This window comes from Rhodocytophaga aerolata, from assembly GCF_030503435.1.
Classification (GTDB): Bacteria; Bacteroidota; Bacteroidia; order Cytophagales; family 172606-1; genus Rhodocytophaga; species Rhodocytophaga aerolata.
On the sequence record NZ_JAUKPO010000001.1, the window covers coordinates 1,040,131 to 1,058,237 of the forward strand.

Annotated in this window: 14 protein-coding genes; 8 read left to right on the top strand and 6 right to left on the bottom strand. The window is 43.6% G+C overall.

Annotated features, from left to right (window positions below; genetic code table 11):
• Positions 1 to 139: 139 nt before the first annotated feature.
• A complete protein-coding gene (locus tag Q0590_RS04235) occupies positions 140 to 1,480 on the top strand; it encodes a peptidoglycan DD-metalloendopeptidase family protein (RefSeq protein ID WP_302036230.1) in 1,341 nt (446 codons plus the stop codon).
• A gap of 116 nt (positions 1,481 to 1,596) precedes the next feature.
• Here the strand turns inward: Q0590_RS04235 and Q0590_RS04240 are convergent, their stop codons facing one another.
• Together Q0590_RS04240 and Q0590_RS04245 are read right to left on the bottom strand one after the other, a co-directional pair.
• A complete protein-coding gene (locus tag Q0590_RS04240; protein WP_302036231.1) occupies positions 1,597 to 2,334 on the bottom strand; it encodes an SDR family oxidoreductase in 738 nt (245 codons plus the stop codon).
• A 64-nt stretch (positions 2,335 to 2,398) separates the two neighbouring features.
• Positions 2,399 to 2,965: a Crp/Fnr family transcriptional regulator gene (locus Q0590_RS04245; protein WP_302036232.1), complete on the bottom strand. Its 567-nt coding sequence runs from the start codon at positions 2,963 to 2,965 to the stop codon at positions 2,399 to 2,401.
• 662 nt (positions 2,966 to 3,627) lie between these two features.
• Between Q0590_RS04245 and Q0590_RS04250 the strand changes: the two genes are divergently transcribed.
• On the top strand, positions 3,628 to 6,066 hold the full coding sequence (locus Q0590_RS04250; RefSeq protein WP_302036233.1) for a TonB-dependent receptor: 2,439 nt from the start codon (positions 3,628 to 3,630) through the stop codon (positions 6,064 to 6,066).
• 72 nt (positions 6,067 to 6,138) lie between these two features.
• Here Q0590_RS04250 and Q0590_RS04255 read toward each other — a convergent pair whose 3' ends face one another.
• The 4 genes from Q0590_RS04255 to Q0590_RS04270 all read right to left on the bottom strand — a co-directional run bounded on the left by Q0590_RS04255 (position 6,139) and on the right by Q0590_RS04270 (position 8,935).
• A complete protein-coding gene (locus Q0590_RS04255) occupies positions 6,139 to 6,540 on the bottom strand; it encodes a DUF1801 domain-containing protein (protein ID WP_302036234.1) in 402 nt (133 codons plus the stop codon).
• A gap of 153 nt (positions 6,541 to 6,693) precedes the next feature.
• Positions 6,694 to 7,458, bottom strand: a complete 765-nt coding sequence (locus tag Q0590_RS04260; protein ID WP_302036235.1) for a Stf0 family sulfotransferase — start codon at positions 7,456 to 7,458, stop codon at positions 6,694 to 6,696.
• A 119-nt stretch (positions 7,459 to 7,577) separates the two neighbouring features.
• Positions 7,578 to 7,982 (bottom strand): hypothetical protein, encoded by a 405-nt coding sequence (locus Q0590_RS04265; RefSeq protein WP_302036236.1) that lies wholly within the window; start codon positions 7,980 to 7,982, stop codon positions 7,578 to 7,580.
• Between the two features lie 179 nt (positions 7,983 to 8,161).
• Positions 8,162 to 8,935, bottom strand: coding sequence for an NUDIX hydrolase (locus Q0590_RS04270; RefSeq protein ID WP_302036237.1), 774 nt, complete (start codon positions 8,933 to 8,935; stop codon positions 8,162 to 8,164).
• Between the two features lie 196 nt (positions 8,936 to 9,131).
• On the opposite strand from Q0590_RS04270, the gene Q0590_RS04275 reads away from it, so the two are divergent.
• From Q0590_RS04275 to Q0590_RS04300, 6 genes are all read left to right on the top strand, one after another.
• On the top strand, positions 9,132 to 10,769 hold the full coding sequence (locus tag Q0590_RS04275) for a carboxylesterase/lipase family protein (protein WP_302036238.1): 1,638 nt from the start codon (positions 9,132 to 9,134) through the stop codon (positions 10,767 to 10,769).
• A 613-nt stretch (positions 10,770 to 11,382) separates the two neighbouring features.
• Positions 11,383 to 12,258, top strand: coding sequence for an alpha/beta hydrolase (locus Q0590_RS04280; RefSeq protein ID WP_302036239.1), 876 nt, complete (start codon positions 11,383 to 11,385; stop codon positions 12,256 to 12,258).
• A gap of 15 nt (positions 12,259 to 12,273) precedes the next feature.
• Positions 12,274 to 13,410: an esterase gene (locus Q0590_RS04285; protein ID WP_302036240.1), complete on the top strand. Its 1,137-nt coding sequence runs from the start codon at positions 12,274 to 12,276 to the stop codon at positions 13,408 to 13,410.
• 27 nt (positions 13,411 to 13,437) lie between these two features.
• The gene (locus Q0590_RS04290) at positions 13,438 to 14,319 is read left to right on the top strand and encodes an alpha/beta hydrolase (RefSeq protein WP_302036241.1); all 882 of its coding nucleotides are present in this window, start codon (positions 13,438 to 13,440) and stop codon (positions 14,317 to 14,319) included.
• 292 nt (positions 14,320 to 14,611) lie between these two features.
• Positions 14,612 to 16,258, top strand: a complete 1,647-nt coding sequence (locus Q0590_RS04295; protein WP_302036242.1) for a carboxylesterase/lipase family protein — start codon at positions 14,612 to 14,614, stop codon at positions 16,256 to 16,258.
• 80 nt (positions 16,259 to 16,338) lie between these two features.
• A complete protein-coding gene (locus Q0590_RS04300; RefSeq protein ID WP_378410405.1) occupies positions 16,339 to 17,895 on the top strand; it encodes a carboxylesterase/lipase family protein in 1,557 nt (518 codons plus the stop codon).
• Positions 17,896 to 18,107: the final 212 nt, after the last annotated feature.

Consider the following 18,107-nt stretch of genomic DNA (forward strand, 5'->3'; position numbering starts at 1 on the left):
CTTATTGAAGCATTACTTAGGAGATAACATACAATAATAGGATTTTTTCGCGTTAGCTTAGAGTGAAATCCCTATATGTCTGAATTCTTCAGGCTGTTATCATATACATAGATTAGTTTTTCTGGTAAACTCTTAACTTATGCGTAAACTTTGGGTTGGACTGGCATGTGGCCTGGTTTTGTCTGTATCCTTTTTTATCTTGTCTACTTTTGGTTATCTCTCCCCGGCTGAATCTACAACCGTAACCGTACTATCTCCCGAACCCTATGTGATAGAACAGCAATTAGAAGAAGTTCCACAAATAAAAGAACCTACCCTCGTATTTGGCATTCCCAGCGATTCATTTCTGGTAATTAATGAAACTATTAAACCCGGGCAGAGTCTGTCGCATATTTTGCAGAAGCACAACATCAGCACTGCCCAGATGGATGAATTAAGGCAAAAATCTAAAAATGTTTTTAACCTGCGCCAGATCCGGGCAAACAGACCGTACACCTTGCTTGTTGAGAATGATTCTGCGCAAACCGCCCGTTATTTTATTTATCAGCCAAGTGATACGGAGTATGTGGTAGTCAACCTGCACGATTCCCTACATATTTACACGGAAGAAAAAGAACTGGAAACCGTAGAGCGGACATTGGCAGGTACCATTCAAAGCAGCCTTTATGTAGCTATGGCAGAAGCAGGCTGTTCTCCAGGCCTCATCAACCACTTTGCCGATATCTACTCATGGAAAATAAACTTTGGGGCTGTACAACCCGGCGACAAATTCAGATTAATTTATGAAGAGCAGCAACTGGAGGGTAAGCCTGTAGGATATGGAAGAGTAAAAGCCGCCGTATTTGAGCACAACGGGAAAGAAATGTATGCCATTTATCACGGGGAAGGCCAACAGGCCGGATACTTTGATGAGGAGGGAAAAAGCTTACAGAAAGCCTTTTTGAAAGAACCCTTAGAATATAGCCGCGTGAGCTCCCGTTTCTCCTTAAAGCGCTTTCATCCGGTGCAAAAACGTTTCAAGGCACATTTAGGTACCGATTTCGCTGCTCCCAGGGGTACGCCTATCCGGAGTGTTGGCGAAGGCGTAGTAATAGAAGCCGGCTATAACCGGGGCAACGGCAACTATGTAAAAATTAAGCACGACAATACCTATACTACGCAGTATTTGCATATGTCTAAATTTGCCAAAGGCGTTAAACGAGGCGTTCGTGTTAAAATGGGGCAAACCATTGGTTTTGTTGGCAGCACTGGCCTGGCCACCGGACCGCACCTCTGCTACCGCTTCTGGAAAAACGGCAGGCAGGTAGATCCCTTAAGAGAAAAACTACCCCAGGCAAAGTCTATAGATAAAAATGAAAAAGAACAGTTCGCCCAACGTAGCCAGGAAATGCTGACCAAACTACAGGAAGTGGAAGAAGGCAAACCGGTGATAGCAGCCGGAGAAAATACCCAGGATAATCTGGATGATGCGGATATGTAAACCTTATGGTAAGTTCATGGTCCGTTGAAAAGAAAACAATGCAACCAAAAACTGGCTTTAGCTAACCCTAAAACCGGTTTTTCTGTTTATGTTGTTTCCCAAAGTTCATCCAATGGTTAGTCCTTATTTAACATTTTGAAAGCTAGGGCAGGAAAAAATCTGGCAAATTTTTCCAAAGCCACAGATTGCCCGATCGTAATGGTTTCTTCACCTTTGGCAAGCATTTTAATAAGCCGGTTGGCAAACGTTTCAGGGGACATTTTAGGAATATCTAGTCCTTTATTAAAATCTGTATCCAGCGTTGGCGGCAATACTTCTATTACCTTTATTGGTGTATCTTTTAACTGATGACGCAAAGACATAGCGAAAAAGTGCATAGCTGCTTTGGCTGCACAGTATCCGGCAAACTTAGCAACCGGCATATACGCTAAACCTGACGTAAGGAATACAACGGTTGGTTGTCTGGATTTCTGAAGAAGATATAACGCTTTTTTGGTGAGTAAAACAGGTGCCATATAATTGGTTTCTATTTCCTGCCTAAGCACATGCTGTAATTCTGTCTCTGGGCATTTGGCAAAATCCACAAAGCTGCCTTTTCCGGCGTTATGAATGAGCATATCTATTCTACCGAATTTTTGAGAAATTACCTCAAGCGAATGCGATACCTGTTCAGGATCTGTTATGTCGGCTTGTATGCTTGTTACCTGGCTAAGGTTTGCTGTAAGCCTGTTAATTTTTTGCACATTGCGATCCAGTGACACAATTGTATTAGCTTTTAGCAATTCCTGTATAATTGCATAGCCAATACCACTGGCCCCGCCAGTAATGACAATAACCTGGTTGTGTATGTTCATTTGTACGCCTTTTCTACAAAAGTAGAAAACCGCTTTCTGCCAGAAGTTGCCTTATGACAAGAAATTAGAAGAGGCTTATTTTTCTCCTAAGCCTACTTAAGGAAGTAGGGGTTACACCTAAATAAGAAGCCAAATATTTTTGTGGAATCAGTTTAAGGTAATCTGGCTCTTTCATTAGCTCCAGGTACCGCTGGTCGGCCGTTTGAGACTGGAAAGAAATCAGCCGGTCTATCACATCTACTATACATTCTTCACAAAGCTTATTATAGAATAGGTTTAACAGGGGTTGCTGCTGGCAAGCCAATACAAAAGCTGCTTTTGATAGATACAGATATTCGGTATTTTGAATAGCCTGCACAGAAAATTTACAAGGCTTGCCACTAATATAGCTTTGAATTTCGGAACCAATAGTAAATGGAAAGCTAAACCATACACTAATTTCTGCTTCATGGGGCATGTAAAAGAAACGCAAACAGCCTTTATTCAAAAATATAAGTTCATTACAGACATCGCCTTCCCTATAAAGGTAATGGTACTTTTTAATGGATTTCTTTTTAAACAGGGAGACAAAAGCATCTAGCTCTTTATCGGGTATTTCTATATAACGGCGGATAAATTGATGTAAAGACATGGGAAATTATATGGCAATAGTTACCATGGGGAGTTTGCTGATTCTGACAAGCCTGAATAACGTTTGTTCGTTAAATTAGAAATAACCTGTACGCAAAACAATAGTAAGTCAGGTTAACCCTTTTTATTGTGCTTACTTCGCTATTCAGCTTTCATTCAGCATTGCATCAGAAAAACAGGCACCGACGCCAGAGGTTAGGACATACTAGTGTCCATGGTAGACCTAACAATGCATACCTGGTAAATAAAACAGCCATTAACAAATCTTTACTGTTGCTACATCCTGGAAACTGGCAGATTTTATATAGTGTTTCAACCACTCATCAAACAAGTGTGTACTCCCTCTATCCTGTTCCGTAATTTTAATCATGCGATTGTCCACTCCCGCACAAAAAGTGTACGATAACGGACAGTTGTTAAGATATAAGCAATCCATAAGAATAACAAAATAACTAACAATCAATACTTTACAGATAAGGCAGATTTATTGAGAAATGGCAAGGCAACTTAAATAGAATTTCGACAGGCATACAGGCTAAAATACTTCTTTAGAGATACGTTTTTTTTGGAAAATACAACCTGTATGCGCTTTTAGAAACACAGTAAACCAATCACCTAGAATACCTTTTAATTCATCACATTAGTATTTTAACCTACGTATCCATGAAAAATAGTTATCGAATTGTTTTCCTTTTTTTATGTATCCTATCGGCTGGAGCAGGGTTTAGTCAGGAGGCAGGAAAGCTTTCGGGAATCGTAATAGACGATAAAGGCGCAGCATTAAGTTATGCTACGGTTGCCATTCTGCAAGCCGCCGACGCCAAATTAGTTACCGGCGGTGTATCGGATGATGCCGGCAAATTTGAACTGAAAACACCTGCCTCCGGCAAGTATACACTCCGCGTAAGTGTAATTGGTTTTACCGAAGTAAACCTGCCTCTGGAAGTAGATAGCCCTGGTTTTTCTAAAGACTTTGGCAAAATTACGTTGAAACAAGACACCAAAGTGCTCAATGAAGTAACCGTACAATCGTTGCGGCCTACGGTTGTCAGCCATGCCGATAAGCTGGTGGTAAGTGTGGAAGGTACAGCCTTAGCAGCCGGAAATACAGCCTATGAAGTATTAGCCAAATCGCCAGGTGTATTTATAGACCAGGATGGCAATATTCAGCTAAACGGCAAAGGAGGCATCCGCATTATGATAGACGGCAAGCTTACCTTTTTGTCTGGCAAAGAACTACAGACCTTTCTTCAGGGCATGTCTGCCGAAAACCTGAAAGATATTGAGATCATTACCAATCCCTCGGCCAAATACGATGCAGAAGGCACAGCCGGTATTCTGAATATCAACTTAAAGAAAAACACCATGACTGGCTTAAATGGAAGCATTAATGTGAGCAGCCAGTACAATGGCATGGCGGGTTATTCTGGTGGTGCCACTATTAATTACAAAAAAGGAAAGTCGAGTTCATTTGTTACAGTAGATCTTTCCCGTCGTCCTTTCTACCGCGATGCTGTATTTACCCGTGAGTTCAACGAGCCCGGAATTTCTACCCGCTTCCTGATGACTGGCCGGCAAGAAGATATGCGGGTAGCGCCCTCTATCCGCCTGGGTACCGATTTTGATATTACCGATAAACATAGCATAGGCGCTACAGCCAACCTGTATTACCAGAGGTTTGACGGGGAATTTGCAAACGTTACATTCCAAAGTAACGGTAACCCGGCTCAAGATTCGCTGATTACGGCAACCAACCTCATGCAAGGCCCTTTTTCCAACCGCAGTTTTAATGTACATTATTTAGGGAAACTGGATACAGCCGGTACTACCCTTTCTGCCGATGTAGACTATGTGATGATCAGTGACCGGACTGATTCCAGGTTTATTAATCAATATGAGCAAGTCAATGGTGATTTCCCCCCCAGACTGGACCTGTTAAGCAGCGATAATCCCAGTAATTATAACATTCTTTCTGTGAAAACCGATTTTACCAAACCCTTTACGAAAGATACCAAGCTGGAACTGGGTGCGAAAGCAAGCCATGTGATCTCGGACAACAACCTGATGTTCTTTACCGATACCGAAACTGCCCGTATCCCGGATATCAGCCGGACCAGCCATTTCATTTATGAGGAAAATATTTATGCAGCCTATGCCAACTTCAATACCAAGCTGAGCGAAAAATGGAGCTTGCAGAGTGGCTTACGGGCCGAAAAAACGGTAGGCAAAGGTAATTTAAAAACCACGAATACCACCTTTACCCGTAACTACCTCAACCTGTTCCCGAGCGTGTTCCTGTTGCATAAAATCTCCAAAAACTACCAGATTTCCTATAACTACAGCCGCCGGATCAGCCGCCCGGATTACGAAAGCATGAACCCTTTTGTGTTCTACCTAGACCCTTATACCTATGCGCAAGGCAACCCCAATTTGCGGCCAGCCTATACCAACTCCTTTGAGGTAACCCAGACGCTGAAATCCAGTTATATTCTGACAGTGGGTTATGCCCTCACTACCGATTTTATAGCCGAGATTCCGGAGCAGTTTATAGAAACCAAAAAAACCATTTTCCAGCAAAGCAATGTAGAAAAATTTAAAAACCTGAATGCCAACTTAGTCATGCCTTTTAAAATCACTAAGAACTGGGAAATGAATAACAACCTGACCGTGGCTTACCAGGATTTCAGTGTAGTACAACAGGGACAAACCCTGCGCAATGAGCAGCTTTTTTACTATGCTCAGTCTACCCAGAATATTAAACTGCCTAAAAATGTATTGATGGAGATTAATGCCGGATACCAGGGCCCGGTAGCCTACGGCTTGTATAAGATTTCCCCCATGTGGTGGGTAGATGCCGGCGTAAAACGTTCTTATATGAAAGACAAAGTGGAGGTAGCCCTGAATGTGACCGATATCTTCAAAACCCGCAGAGTGATAGGCGCAGCTAATTACAATGGCAACATCAATGAGTTTAACCAGTATTTTGGTTCTCAGAGTGTACGGTTAAGCCTGCGGTACCGCTTCACCAAAGGAGCTTCTTTTGAGATGAAAAACCGCAATTCCAACCTGGAAGAACTAAACCGGGCCGGTGGCAATAATTAACTTTCTACATACTTTATACCAAACAATCCCGGTTACCTGCCGGGATTGTTTGTTGTAGTAATTACCAAAATGTTACCTGGCGGCTACTACCCAATCATTTATAAGTGTAGATAGTGCCTGTTTGCTTGCAAGAATTTGCTCCATGTTCTTAAAAGCAGCAATAGCCCGGTCATTGGTTTTCCATGTTAAGAGTCCGGAACGGTCATTAACTAACTTCTCGTTAGGTTGTTCCAGAACCTTAGCTCCCCGATGGAAAATAAGCTGAATTTGTTTGGGTGGCTGTATTCGCATGGTTATCCTATCTTCCCCATGGAAACAGTAATTCGGCCCATTCCACTTAATGTTCTCGGTTAGTCCGGTATTTGCATTCAAAATAGCTTGCCGGAGTTGCGTTATCTCCTTTTGTAATGGATGGTCAAGGCCATCTACAAACCGGGTCACTTCTTCATTTAAATTACTTGTTTGTTTCAGCATAACCAGGATTAGTAATTGTTTGAAATAGTAAAATACTTATATAGGATCGTTCAGCAGCTATGAACGTGCCCCCACGCATATGTTTGCTTCAAGCTTGGGTTTGCTCTACTATTCCATAGTGTAGGATGTATTTGTTGTTACCTGCTGCTTTACTCACCAAATTACATTTTTCCAATCCTTTTGCAGTTGAATCCGGAATCTTTCTACCCATTGATCGGAAAGTTCATCAGCAAGCCTTTCATAGTGAGGCTCTTTAATAGGATACTGTGTATCAGTAATGCCTAAGAAATCAATTACACTCCGTATACTCTGTTGGTATTGCTTAACAAAATCCTCATATACTACTGTGAGAGGTACGATATTTCCTTCTTCTAAAAAGGCTTGAATTTTACTTTCCCGCAGGCTAATTTCTAACAGCAAATGCTTTATTGCTTCAAAATTATAGTGTTGGCTTATAACCTGGCTGTCTACTTTTCTCTCGCCTCCCTTTTCTAAATGCCACTGCCCGGTAACAATAGCTTTCCACCACGAAACTGCCTGCCTGATTTTATTTCTACGAGTAAGAAAAATATGCTTGCCGTTTGGAAAGGCGTTTTCCCATACAGCATACGGGGTAGGAGCCGCTACCTTGAGACCGGATAGTTTGGCTAACTGGCCAATAATTGGATCACTTTCCTTTCTGGGCGCGTTGGCCTTCATGCCAAACACGCCATTTTCAGTCATTCTCTGCTGCCAAAGTTTAGCTTGTAGCGCTGCGTAATCATTAACCTGATAAAAGTCGAGCAATGAGGTAGCTGGCGGTAATTCCAACAGCTCTGCGGGTTTGCCTGCTATCCCGGTAGCTGTTAATCCCTCACAAAGAAGGGTACTTCTGTTACGTTGACTAAACCAAACCGTATAGCAAATCCTCGGTTTCATCTTTGTGCTTGTTTATTATAGGTAATCTACTAAAGCCACCCGGCGGCGTGGCTCCATGCGTAGGCTCTGTGGTGGAGCAGGCTGTTGACCGGTCATGTTTGATGTTGTGGGTTCGGGGTTTAATCGCCTATAAAATTACAACTAATTTCAATCTGTCCTTTTGTTTTTGATGTTGGCGTAAAGCTTATATAACAAATATCCGAATACCAATCGCTCTTATGTTTTATATCTACTCTTCCTGAATCTAATTTAATCGCCCTATATGCTGTAGAGTCATTATATCCAATTGTTAATATGCCTGTTCCATGAATTTCTCCATCAGCCCATATCTCAATTCCTGTAATTGATCCTTTTGTCTCAAATTTTATACTCTTTTCTGATGCCAGATCATTCATATTGTCTAAATAGATTGTTTCAACTTTACAATCCAACGGTGTATTCCGAACTCTATATATGTTTAGCCCATATATCCCGAGTGTAATCAATGCTAATATTAAAAATATTGATCTCTTCTTGGTCATCATTTTATTTTATGGCTGACGCCCAACATCCAAACATACACAACTACTCATTAAAGTAATTGCTTTAGTAATATAGAAAATCCCTGACTAGTGAGCAAAGCCTCCTTCGTCTCCAAACCTGTTAGGTTTTGAAAACCTAACAGGTTTGGAGGTTCATCAACCAACTTAATTTAAGGAAACTGTTATAGGAAGCTTTTTTCTGGCACAGCTACTTCTCTGCTTTGCCGGAAACGGTAGAGATAAGGGGCTTTGTGCGCACCACCAGTCCATTTTTTTTCCAGTCGTTCCAGAATATCCAGGCTTAGTATTTTGCGCTGAAAACTAGTCCGGTTCAGCTTTTCGCCCAATATGGTTTCATACAAACTCTGTAAATCGCCCATAGTGAATGTTTCCGGCAACAAATTAAACCCGATCAGTTTCCGGTCCAGGTTAGCCCGGAGTGTTTCCAGGGCTTTTTCTATCATGGCCTGGTGGTCCAGCATGAGGGGGGGTAAATTGGCTAGGTCGTACCAGTCACAGCGTTCGGAGAGCAGGTCGGGACTGGGTACGGCTTTTGTAAAATCAACGAGTGCATAAAAGCCTACCGAAACAAATCTTTTGAGTAACCAGTGATCATCTCCCGGATTCATCCCTTTGCTCTTCAGAATCTTCCGGAGGGGCTCCGGGTCAAAACGGGAATAATCGCCAAATACATAATACTGCTCCAGGTAAATATTGTGCAGGCCGGTCCGGTGAGTCAACGCCCGTTTAGCTGCCTCATTTAAATTTTCTTTCTCCTTAATAAAGCCGGCCGGTAACCCAAGCAGATTCGTATTCTGGTATTCCAGCAATAATACCTTCAACTGCTTTTCATGAAAACCAAAAATAACCATATCAATGGCCAGGCCAGGTAGATAACCTGACCCATCGGGGTGATCCACCTGCAATTGATTATCGGGAGTGGTTTGTTTACGCATCCTTTCCAACATTTGTAGCTGCACTTAGGGGTATATGAAATACTATTGTCGCAAAATGCAACATTAAATTTGCTTATTCAAGAATTAATCGATATTATTGTTCCACTGTGCGACAATGACATTTTATTTTACTAAAATATAGTTGATTTATTAAATAATATACAAAGACTAGTATCCTAAACCTATTAATTACTTTATGAAAACGCTTATTTTTCTGCTTTTTATGGCTACCTTACTTTCATCTACAGCAGAAGCTCAATCTAAAAACAATGCTGCCACAGGGATGAAGCAAGTAAAAACAGCGAATGGAATGCTGGAAGGAACTGCTGAAAAAAGTGGCGTAGTTTCTTTTAAAGGCGTGCCTTTTGCCCAGCCTCCGGTAGGTGACTTACGCTGGAAAGAGCCGCAGCCAGCCAAGAATTGGCAAGGAGTACGCAAAGCCGATAAGTTTGGTCCCAGAGCCATGCAACGGGCTATCTTTGGTGATATGGGTTTCCGCTCTAATGGCATGAGTGAAGATTGCCTGTACCTGAATGTATGGACACCTGCCAGGTCGGCCAATGAGAAATTGCCAGTATTGGTCTATTTTTATGGCGGCGGATTTGTAGCCGGCGATGGGTCTGAAAGCCGGTACGACGGGGAAAGCATGGCACAGAAAGGCATTGTAGCCCTTACCGTAAACTACCGCCTGGGCTTATTCGGATTTTTGGCCCACCCGGAACTCACCAAAGAATCAGGTAAGAATGCTTCTGGTAATTATGGGTTACTCGATCAGGCGGCTGCCTTAAAATGGGTGCAACAGAACATTGCCGCCTTCGGTGGTGATCCGAAGAAAGTAACTATTGCCGGGGAATCTGCCGGTTCCATGAGTGTAAGCGCCCAGATGGCCTCTCCGCTGTCTAAAAATCTGATTGCCGGGGCCATTGGCGAAAGTGGTTCTATGATCTCTTTACAGCCTATGCCTTCCCTAAAGCAAGGCGAAGAAATGGGTGTAAACTTTGCTAAAGCGGTAGAAGCCAAGTCACTCGCCGATTTACGGGCAATGCCTGCCGAACAACTGCTGGAAGCTACAGCTAAGCCTGGTATTCCCTGGTTCTGGCCCATTGTAGATGGCTATTTCTTCCTGAAATCTCCTGCCGAAATTTTTGCAGCTGGCGAACAAGCAAAAGTACCCTTACTGGCCGGTTGGAACTCAGAGGAAATGGGAGCCCAGTCTATTTTAGGAAAAGAAGCACCCACGAAAGAGAATTATACCGCAGCAGTACAAGAATTATATGGTGATAAAGCGCAGGAAGTGTTAAAACTATACCCTGCCTCCACTGAAGAAGAAGTTATGCAAGCCGCTACGGATCTGGCTGGCGACCGGTTTATTGGTTACAGCACCTGGAAATGGGTAGATGTACACAGCAAAAACAGCAACAAACCAACATACCGCTATTATTATACCCGTCCCCGTCCGGCCATGACAGCCGAAATGGGTGATGCAGCTCCTGGACTGGCTGGCGGGGTAGTAAAAGGGTCTGATGCCAATGCTATTAAAATGCCTCCTGCCCGGGGTGCTGTACACTCAGCGGAAATTGAATATGCCATGGGAAATTTGCCCTACAACAAAGTATACGCCTGGACTCCAGAAGACTATAAAGTATCGGAAACCATGCAAGCCTACTTTGCTAACTTCATCAAAACTGGTAATCCGAATGGTTCTGGCCTGCCGCAATGGCCTGCTATTAAAGGAAATGAGGTACAGGTAATGCAGATTGATGTAACCAGCCAGGCTAAACCTGACCAGACCCGCGCCCGCTACCAGTTCCTCGAACAAACAGCCGGAAAATAGGGAGCCATTGAATAATGAGTATTGACTAAGGAATACCTATTATTGAACGAGGAAGTCAGTAGAAGTAGGTTATACATCCTAGTAAAATCTGGCAGTTCGATGTTAAGAGAAATGATACGTTGGCACTATAAGAGTTACTTCTGTTGAACTAGTTAGCTCTACTTTGTCACTTTTGATAAAACAAATTATTCCATGAGCGCAGGCTTGAAAAAACAGCGGGCTTTGTGTTGGGCGTGAGCGGGGAAGCATTGTTTTTTCTAGATGTTGATTTGCATGGCACAGGCTGGCTCAAAGCATGCGCTTTGCCCCTTTCTTTGCAGCAATGGCACATCGAAGATTCATTAACTCCTTTAAAAATAAAACACATTGTTAATAAAGAAAGTAAGAGAAGCTATCAATAAGGGCTAAGTTTAATCTTTTAGGCCTAATTTAAATGAAGAGACAATATAGAGTTAGGTCCATAGTCCGCTTTACATGCTCATGCACTACTCTTTTAAAAAAAATACAATTAGCTCTATAAACTGGTAAACACTTTTTTAACTGTGTAAACCTGCCCGGCTAGCTACCTGGCAGGTTTACCTTCATTCAATTCATTAATCCTATTAATTTCCCTATGAAGTTCTTCTATACTGTTTTTCTAGTTACCTTGTTAAGCTCCACCATTTCTTCCTTTGCTGCCAGAGTAGATACCTTGAATATTCCCAGCACCGCCATGAAAAAGAATTACCGGGCGGCCATAGTACTGCCAGATTCCTATGCAAAAAGTAAAGGTACCTACCCTGTATTATACCTGTTGCATGGTGGAGGCGGACAGTTCAGCGACTGGCTTAAACAAACCCCGGACAAACAACTGCTACACAAACTGGCAGATCAATATAACCTCATTATTGTAACGCCAGAAGGAGAAAAACTGGGAGGCTATTTAGATAGCCCCTTTCAAAAAGATAACCTGTTTGAGACCTATATTACGAAAGAGGTAATTACCAAAATTGATGATACCTACCGCACCATCCGCAGCCGCAATGGACGGGTAATTACCGGATTGAGTATGGGCGGGCATGGGGCTTTGTATCTGGCCACCCGCAACCCGGACCTTTTCTGCGCCGCTGGCAGCATGAGTGGCGCCCTGGATTTAAATCCGGCCAACTGGCGGATAGACCCAGAATTCGCTGAACGAATCAAGCCAGGATTTGAGCGCATTTTAGGACCACAAGGTGGCAAGCCCGATCAGTATGCCGCTCACTCTGTAGTAAACATGGCCGATCAGATAAAAGCCAACGATGTGAAGCTGATTATTGATTGTGGGGTAGATGATTTTCTGATTGAGCCAAACCGGGAACTGCATCGTCGGCTGGTGTATAATAAAGTAACGCACGACTATACGGAACGTCCGGGTGGCCATACTTGGGATTACTGGGAAAACTCCCTGCCCTACCATGTGTTGTTTTTCAACAAAATCTTGAAATCAAACAGCGTAGTTATTCCTTAATGTATAATAGAAATAATGCTGAACAGATATCTCTTTGCTCTTTTAGCCACCTTGCTGTCCGGAAGTATAGCACAGGCACAGCAATTTCCCGGACGTACACCTACACCAAATGACACCCTGGTTTCTCCGAGAATACTGCCGGATAACCGGCTAACTATCAGCATCTATGCACCCAAAGCCAGTGAAGTTACGCTTATGGGCGATCTGCTACCCACATATACACCAGTAAAACTGGTAAAGGATGAAAAAGGTGTATGGACGCATACCTTAGGCCCGCTAGCTCCTAATGTATATACCTACGACCTTAATGTGGATGGTGTAAAAACCTTTGACCCGAAAAATGCGAAGTTCAAAGAAAGTCAGAATGGCATATCCAATATTGTGGAAGTGCCCGGCAAGGAAACAGCTTATCTGGCAGTTAAAAACGTACCGCATGGCAGGGTAGAATCGGTGTGGTATTACTCTTCTTCTTTAAGCGATACCCGCCGGATGCATATTTATACCCCTCCAGGGTATGACCAACTGAAAGAAGCTTTGCCAGTGCTGTATCTCTTACATGGCGGAGGGGATAACGATGCTTCCTGGACTACGGTAGGCAGGGCTAATTTTATTCTGGATAATTTACTGGCAGAAGGCAAAATGAAACCCATGATAGTAGTTATGCCTGCCGGACATGTGCCTGGCAAAGGACCTGCGATGGGTGCCGGACCAGATCAAGACCCTTTTGCCAAAGATTTTCTGTCTGATATTATTCCCTATGTAGAAAAGAACTACCGGGTATCTGCCAAGCGGGAGCACCGGGCACTGGCTGGTTTATCGATGGGTGGTATCCAAACAATGAATATTGCCTTGTTCAACCCAGATAAATTCAGTTATGTACTGCCTTTAAGTACTGGTTACTTTCCCCCGGTTTTAGAAGAACTGGAGAAAAAATACACCAGTGTGCTGAAAAATCCGAAAATAAATCAGTGGAAACTGTTCTGGATTGCTATGGGTGGCGAGAAGGACATAGCTTACCAGAACAACAAGAATACGATGGCCCTTTTCGATAAATATGGCATCAAATACAAATATATTGAGGTGCCTGGTGGTCATACATTCCTGGCCTGGCGGGACAACTTGTATACATTTGCTCCTTTGTTATTCCGGTAAGCCTTTTTAACTATTTTACATTCTGCTATGAACCTGTTCCCTAAACTTATTTTTTTCGCCTTTCTTAGCCTGACTACAAACCTTTGTTCGCTTGCTGCCAAAGTAGATACCCTGGATATAGCCAGTACCGCTATGCAGAAAAACATCCGGGCAGCGGTAATTATACCAGATAGCTATAAGAAAGCAAAAAAGCCTTTTCCGGTATTATATCTGCTGCATGGGGGCACCGGCAGTTACCGCGACTGGCTTAGCAAAACTCCCGACAAACAATTACTACACCGGCTGGCAGATCAATACAACATCCTGATTGTAACGCCAGATGGCGGGCCTACCAGTTATTATTTTGATAGTCCACTGGATAAAACGAGCCAGTACGAAACCTTTATTTCCAAAGAACTGATAGAGAAAATAGAGGCTACTTATAAGACCATTAAAGAGCGTAACGGACGGGTAATTGCCGGCTTATCCATGGGTGGCCACGGGGCGATGTATATCTCTACCCGCCATCCGGAACTGTACTGTGCTGCCGGAAGCATGAGTGGCGTCATGAACATTAACACGGCCACCTGGAAAGTACCGGCCGATTTTGCAAAGTTACGTGCTGAAAACTTTGCCAAATTATTAGGGCCTCCACAAGATGCCACTAACCCTTATCCGGAATACACCGCCGTTGGCCGGGTAAACGAATTTAAAACGAGTGGCTTGAAGCTAATTTTTGATTGTGGCGTAGACGACTTTCTGATTGATACGAACCGGGACCTGCATCAAAAACTAGTAGCCAGCCAGGTACCGCATGATTACATTGAACGGCCGGGAGCGCATACCTGGGAATACTGGGAAAATGCCCTCCCCTACCAGGTCCTGTTCTTTCACAAAATACTAAAGGCAAATGGAGTAGCTATTCAATAGCCTGAGTAATTCTCACATGTGCTTTTCACTAAACTGTCAAATTAAAAAAATCCTTGAGCGTGGACCCGAAAAAATAGCGGGGTAAGCGTGGGCACTGTGCGTGGAAGCATTATTTTTTCTAGACCTTTTTTGTTACTTTTTTGTGGCAATGACAAAAAAGTAAAAGACAGTATCGATAAGAACAGAATTTAAATATTTGAATATCCATCAATTAAATAGGAAAAAATTGCTTAACAGAACTAATACTATTCAAAGAGCCTAAATAACACTAAACCTTAACCCAAACCCATTTATGACTCATAAACTGTCCCTTTTATCTCTACTCCTGCTACTCCTGCCTGCACTGGTATGGAGCCAAAGCAAAACCCCATCTGCGGCTTCCACAACTCCTATTATGGCTGGTAAGGATATAGCCGTTGTCCAAACAAACTATGGTAAGGTACGCGGCTACATTCACAATGGTACGCATACCTTTAAAGGCATTCCTTATGGCAAAGCAGAGCGGTTTATGGCACCCTCCAAACCAGACACCTGGGAAGGCATCCGCAGTTCAATGACCTATGGCCCGGTCTCCCCAACAGACCCTACCACCACTGTATATGATGAAATAGAGTTTCCTTTTCAGCACAACTGGGGTTATACCAATGAAAATTGCCTGACCCTGAATGTATGGACACAAAAGGTGAATGATGGCAAAAAACGCCCCGTAATGGTATGGTTCCATGGTGGTGGATTTACAGGAGGCTCCTCTGTGGAATTACCTTCCTATGATGGAGAAAATCTGGCAAAAAGAGGAGATGTAGTAATGGTTACAGTAAACCACCGCCTGAACATACTGGGTTTTCTGGATCTATCTGCTTATGGAGATAAATACAAATCGTCTGCCAATGCCGGTTTGATGGATCTGGTAGCCTCCCTGGAATGGGTAAAAGCAAATATTGCTAATTTTGGCGGAGACCCTGCGAATGTAACCATTTTCGGTCAGTCTGGGGGCGGCGGCAAAGTAACGTCGCTGATGAATGCTCCATCTGCCAAAGGATTATTCCATAAAGCCATTGTGCAAAGCGGCAGTTATATTACTAACTTTACCGAAGCTTCTTTAGCCAAACAAGTAAGTGCCGCCTTGCTGGAAGAGTTGAAATTACAACCTTCTCAAATTGATTCCCTGCAAAACATATCTTATGAACGCCTAGCGGCTGCCGGCAAAAAAGCCATGCGGAAAGTGCAGGATGATTTAAAAGCACAAGGCAAACCAGTAGGAGGCTTTGGATTAAGCTGGGGACCTGTTCTGGATGGAAGTTTTCTGCCTTATCAGCCTACGGAACCTGCAGCAATAGAGCTTTCTAAAAACATACCGCTGCTGGTAGGTTCTACTAAAACAGAATTTGGTCCATTCAATCCGGCTGTACGGAATTTAGCTACCATGGATGCAGCCAAAACAGACCTGCAAAAAAGATATGGCAACAATACCGATGCGTATGTAGCAGCTGTAAAAAAGGCCTATCCGGAAACCACTGCTCCTACCGACTACGCCAATATTGATATCAACTTCCGGTCCCTAGCTATCAAGCAAGCCAATGAAAAGTCTGCTGTACCAGGGGCGGCGCCAGTGTATATGTATTTGTTCACCTGGGCATCCCCGGTAATGGATGGTATGTACAAATCGATACACTGCATGGAACTTCCGTTTGTGTTTGACAACATTGCCCGTTGCGAAGAAATGACAGGAGGCGGAAAAGAAGCACATGCCCTGGCTGCCAACATGAGTATAGCCTGGATCAACTTTGCCAAAACCGGCGATCCGAATCATAAAGGCTTACCCGCATGGCCAAAGTATACGGCTCAGAATGGTGCCAACATGATATTCGATACCCAGTGCCAGGTGAAAAGTCACCACGATCAGGAGTTGCTGCAGGTAGCTTCCGGAAACAAATTATAGCATATTAACCAGTAAAAGAACTCATCAGTAGGCAACTAGAGGTGAGTTCATTTTACATTTTCTACCCAACTTACACTTCTATGCAATTCTCTCTCCGGTTGTTCTTTATGGCTTTTGTAGCGGTGATGGGCTTTGTATCCTTTACGCCTACAACGGCCGATCTTGCAACGGTTAAAACAGACGCCGGCCTGGTTTCCGGCACCAAAAATACAGATGGTACTATACAGATTTTCAGAGGTATCCCTTTTGCAGCCCCGCCAGTAGGAGATCTCCGCTGGAAAGCCCCACAACCAGTAAAACCCTGGACGGGTGTAAAAAAATGTGAGGCATTCAGCGCAAGCCCGATGCAAGCCAGTCCGGCTCCCTTCAGTATGTGGTCCGAAGAATTTCTTATTCCCAAAGAACCTATCAGCGAAGATTGTTTGTACCTGAACGTGTGGACTGGGGCCAAAACAGCAATAGAAAAACGGCCGGTGTTGGTATGGATTTATGGAGGTGGCTTTAATAGTGGCGGCAGTGCCGTACCAATTTACGACGGAGAAGCCTTGGCAAAAAAAGGAATTGTGTTTGTCAGCATTAACTACCGGGTAGGGGTATTTGGTTTTCTGGCGCATCCGGAACTTACGAAAGAATCTGGGAAGAATGCTTCCGGAAATTATGGATTGATGGACCAGATTGCGGCTTTACAATGGGTACAGAAAAACATTGCCGCTTTCGGGGGAGATCCAAAGAATGTAACCATCGCCGGACAATCGGCCGGCTCCATGAGTGTAAATGCCCTGGTTGCCTCCCCATTAACCGCAGCTCTGTTTCAGAAAGCCATTGCCCAAAGTGGAGCTAATTTTTCCAGAGGTACAGTAAGCCTGCAACAAGCGGAGGAAAACGGAGTAAAATTCGCACAATCGGTCAATGCTTCTTCCATTAAAGAACTTCGCAGTATAACGGCCCAGGAACTGATGCAGAAATCCCAGGGTATGCGTGGAGTTATCGTGGATGGTTATGTGCTGCCAGATGCCATTGCTAACATCTTTGCCACAAACAAACAGAATAATGTAGCCCTATTGACCGGGTGGAATGAGAATGAGGGCTTGGTATTCGGACCCATCAAAAATGCAGATGAGTTCCGGAAAGAAGCAGAAACACAATACGGCACAGAAACCAGTACATTCCTGAAGCATTACCCGGCCACCACTGATTCCGTAGCGGCTGTTTCTCAACTGAACCTGTCCAGAGATATGATTTTTGGCGTGCAGAATTATACCTGGGCCAATGTACAAAGCAAGCAGGGAAAATTGCCAGTATATGTGTACCGCTTTACCCGAAAAGTGCCGGCTACCGGAGAATATGTAAAATTCGGTGCCTTTCATACTGGAGAAGTACCGTATGCGTATGACAACCTAAAATTCGTAAACCGGCCCTGGCAACCCGTAGACCGTGAACTGGCTAACAGTATGTCTTCGTACTGGGTAAACTTTATTAAGTCTGGCAATCCCAATGGTAAAGGTCTGCCTCAGTGGCCTGCCTATACCACCAAAGACAAACAGATCATGATACTAGGTGATAAACCGGGAGCCACTACATTACCAGACGAGGCAGCCCTGGATTTTATTTCAGAGAAAATGAATAGGCAGCAATAGTCAGTGGTCATTGGTAAGTAGTCAGCAAAATCTATATGATTAATCTTTATGCAACTATTGAGTAGTAAATTTTAGTAATCTTTGCCCTCGTGGCCGGGCAGGCCACGCCTTTGCAACACCGCTGTATAGAATCCGCACAAACCTACTCCCAGTGCCAAAGATTCTATAAGGCGTCTTTTGCAAAGGCTGTTGTCGGTTTATTAGCATTAATT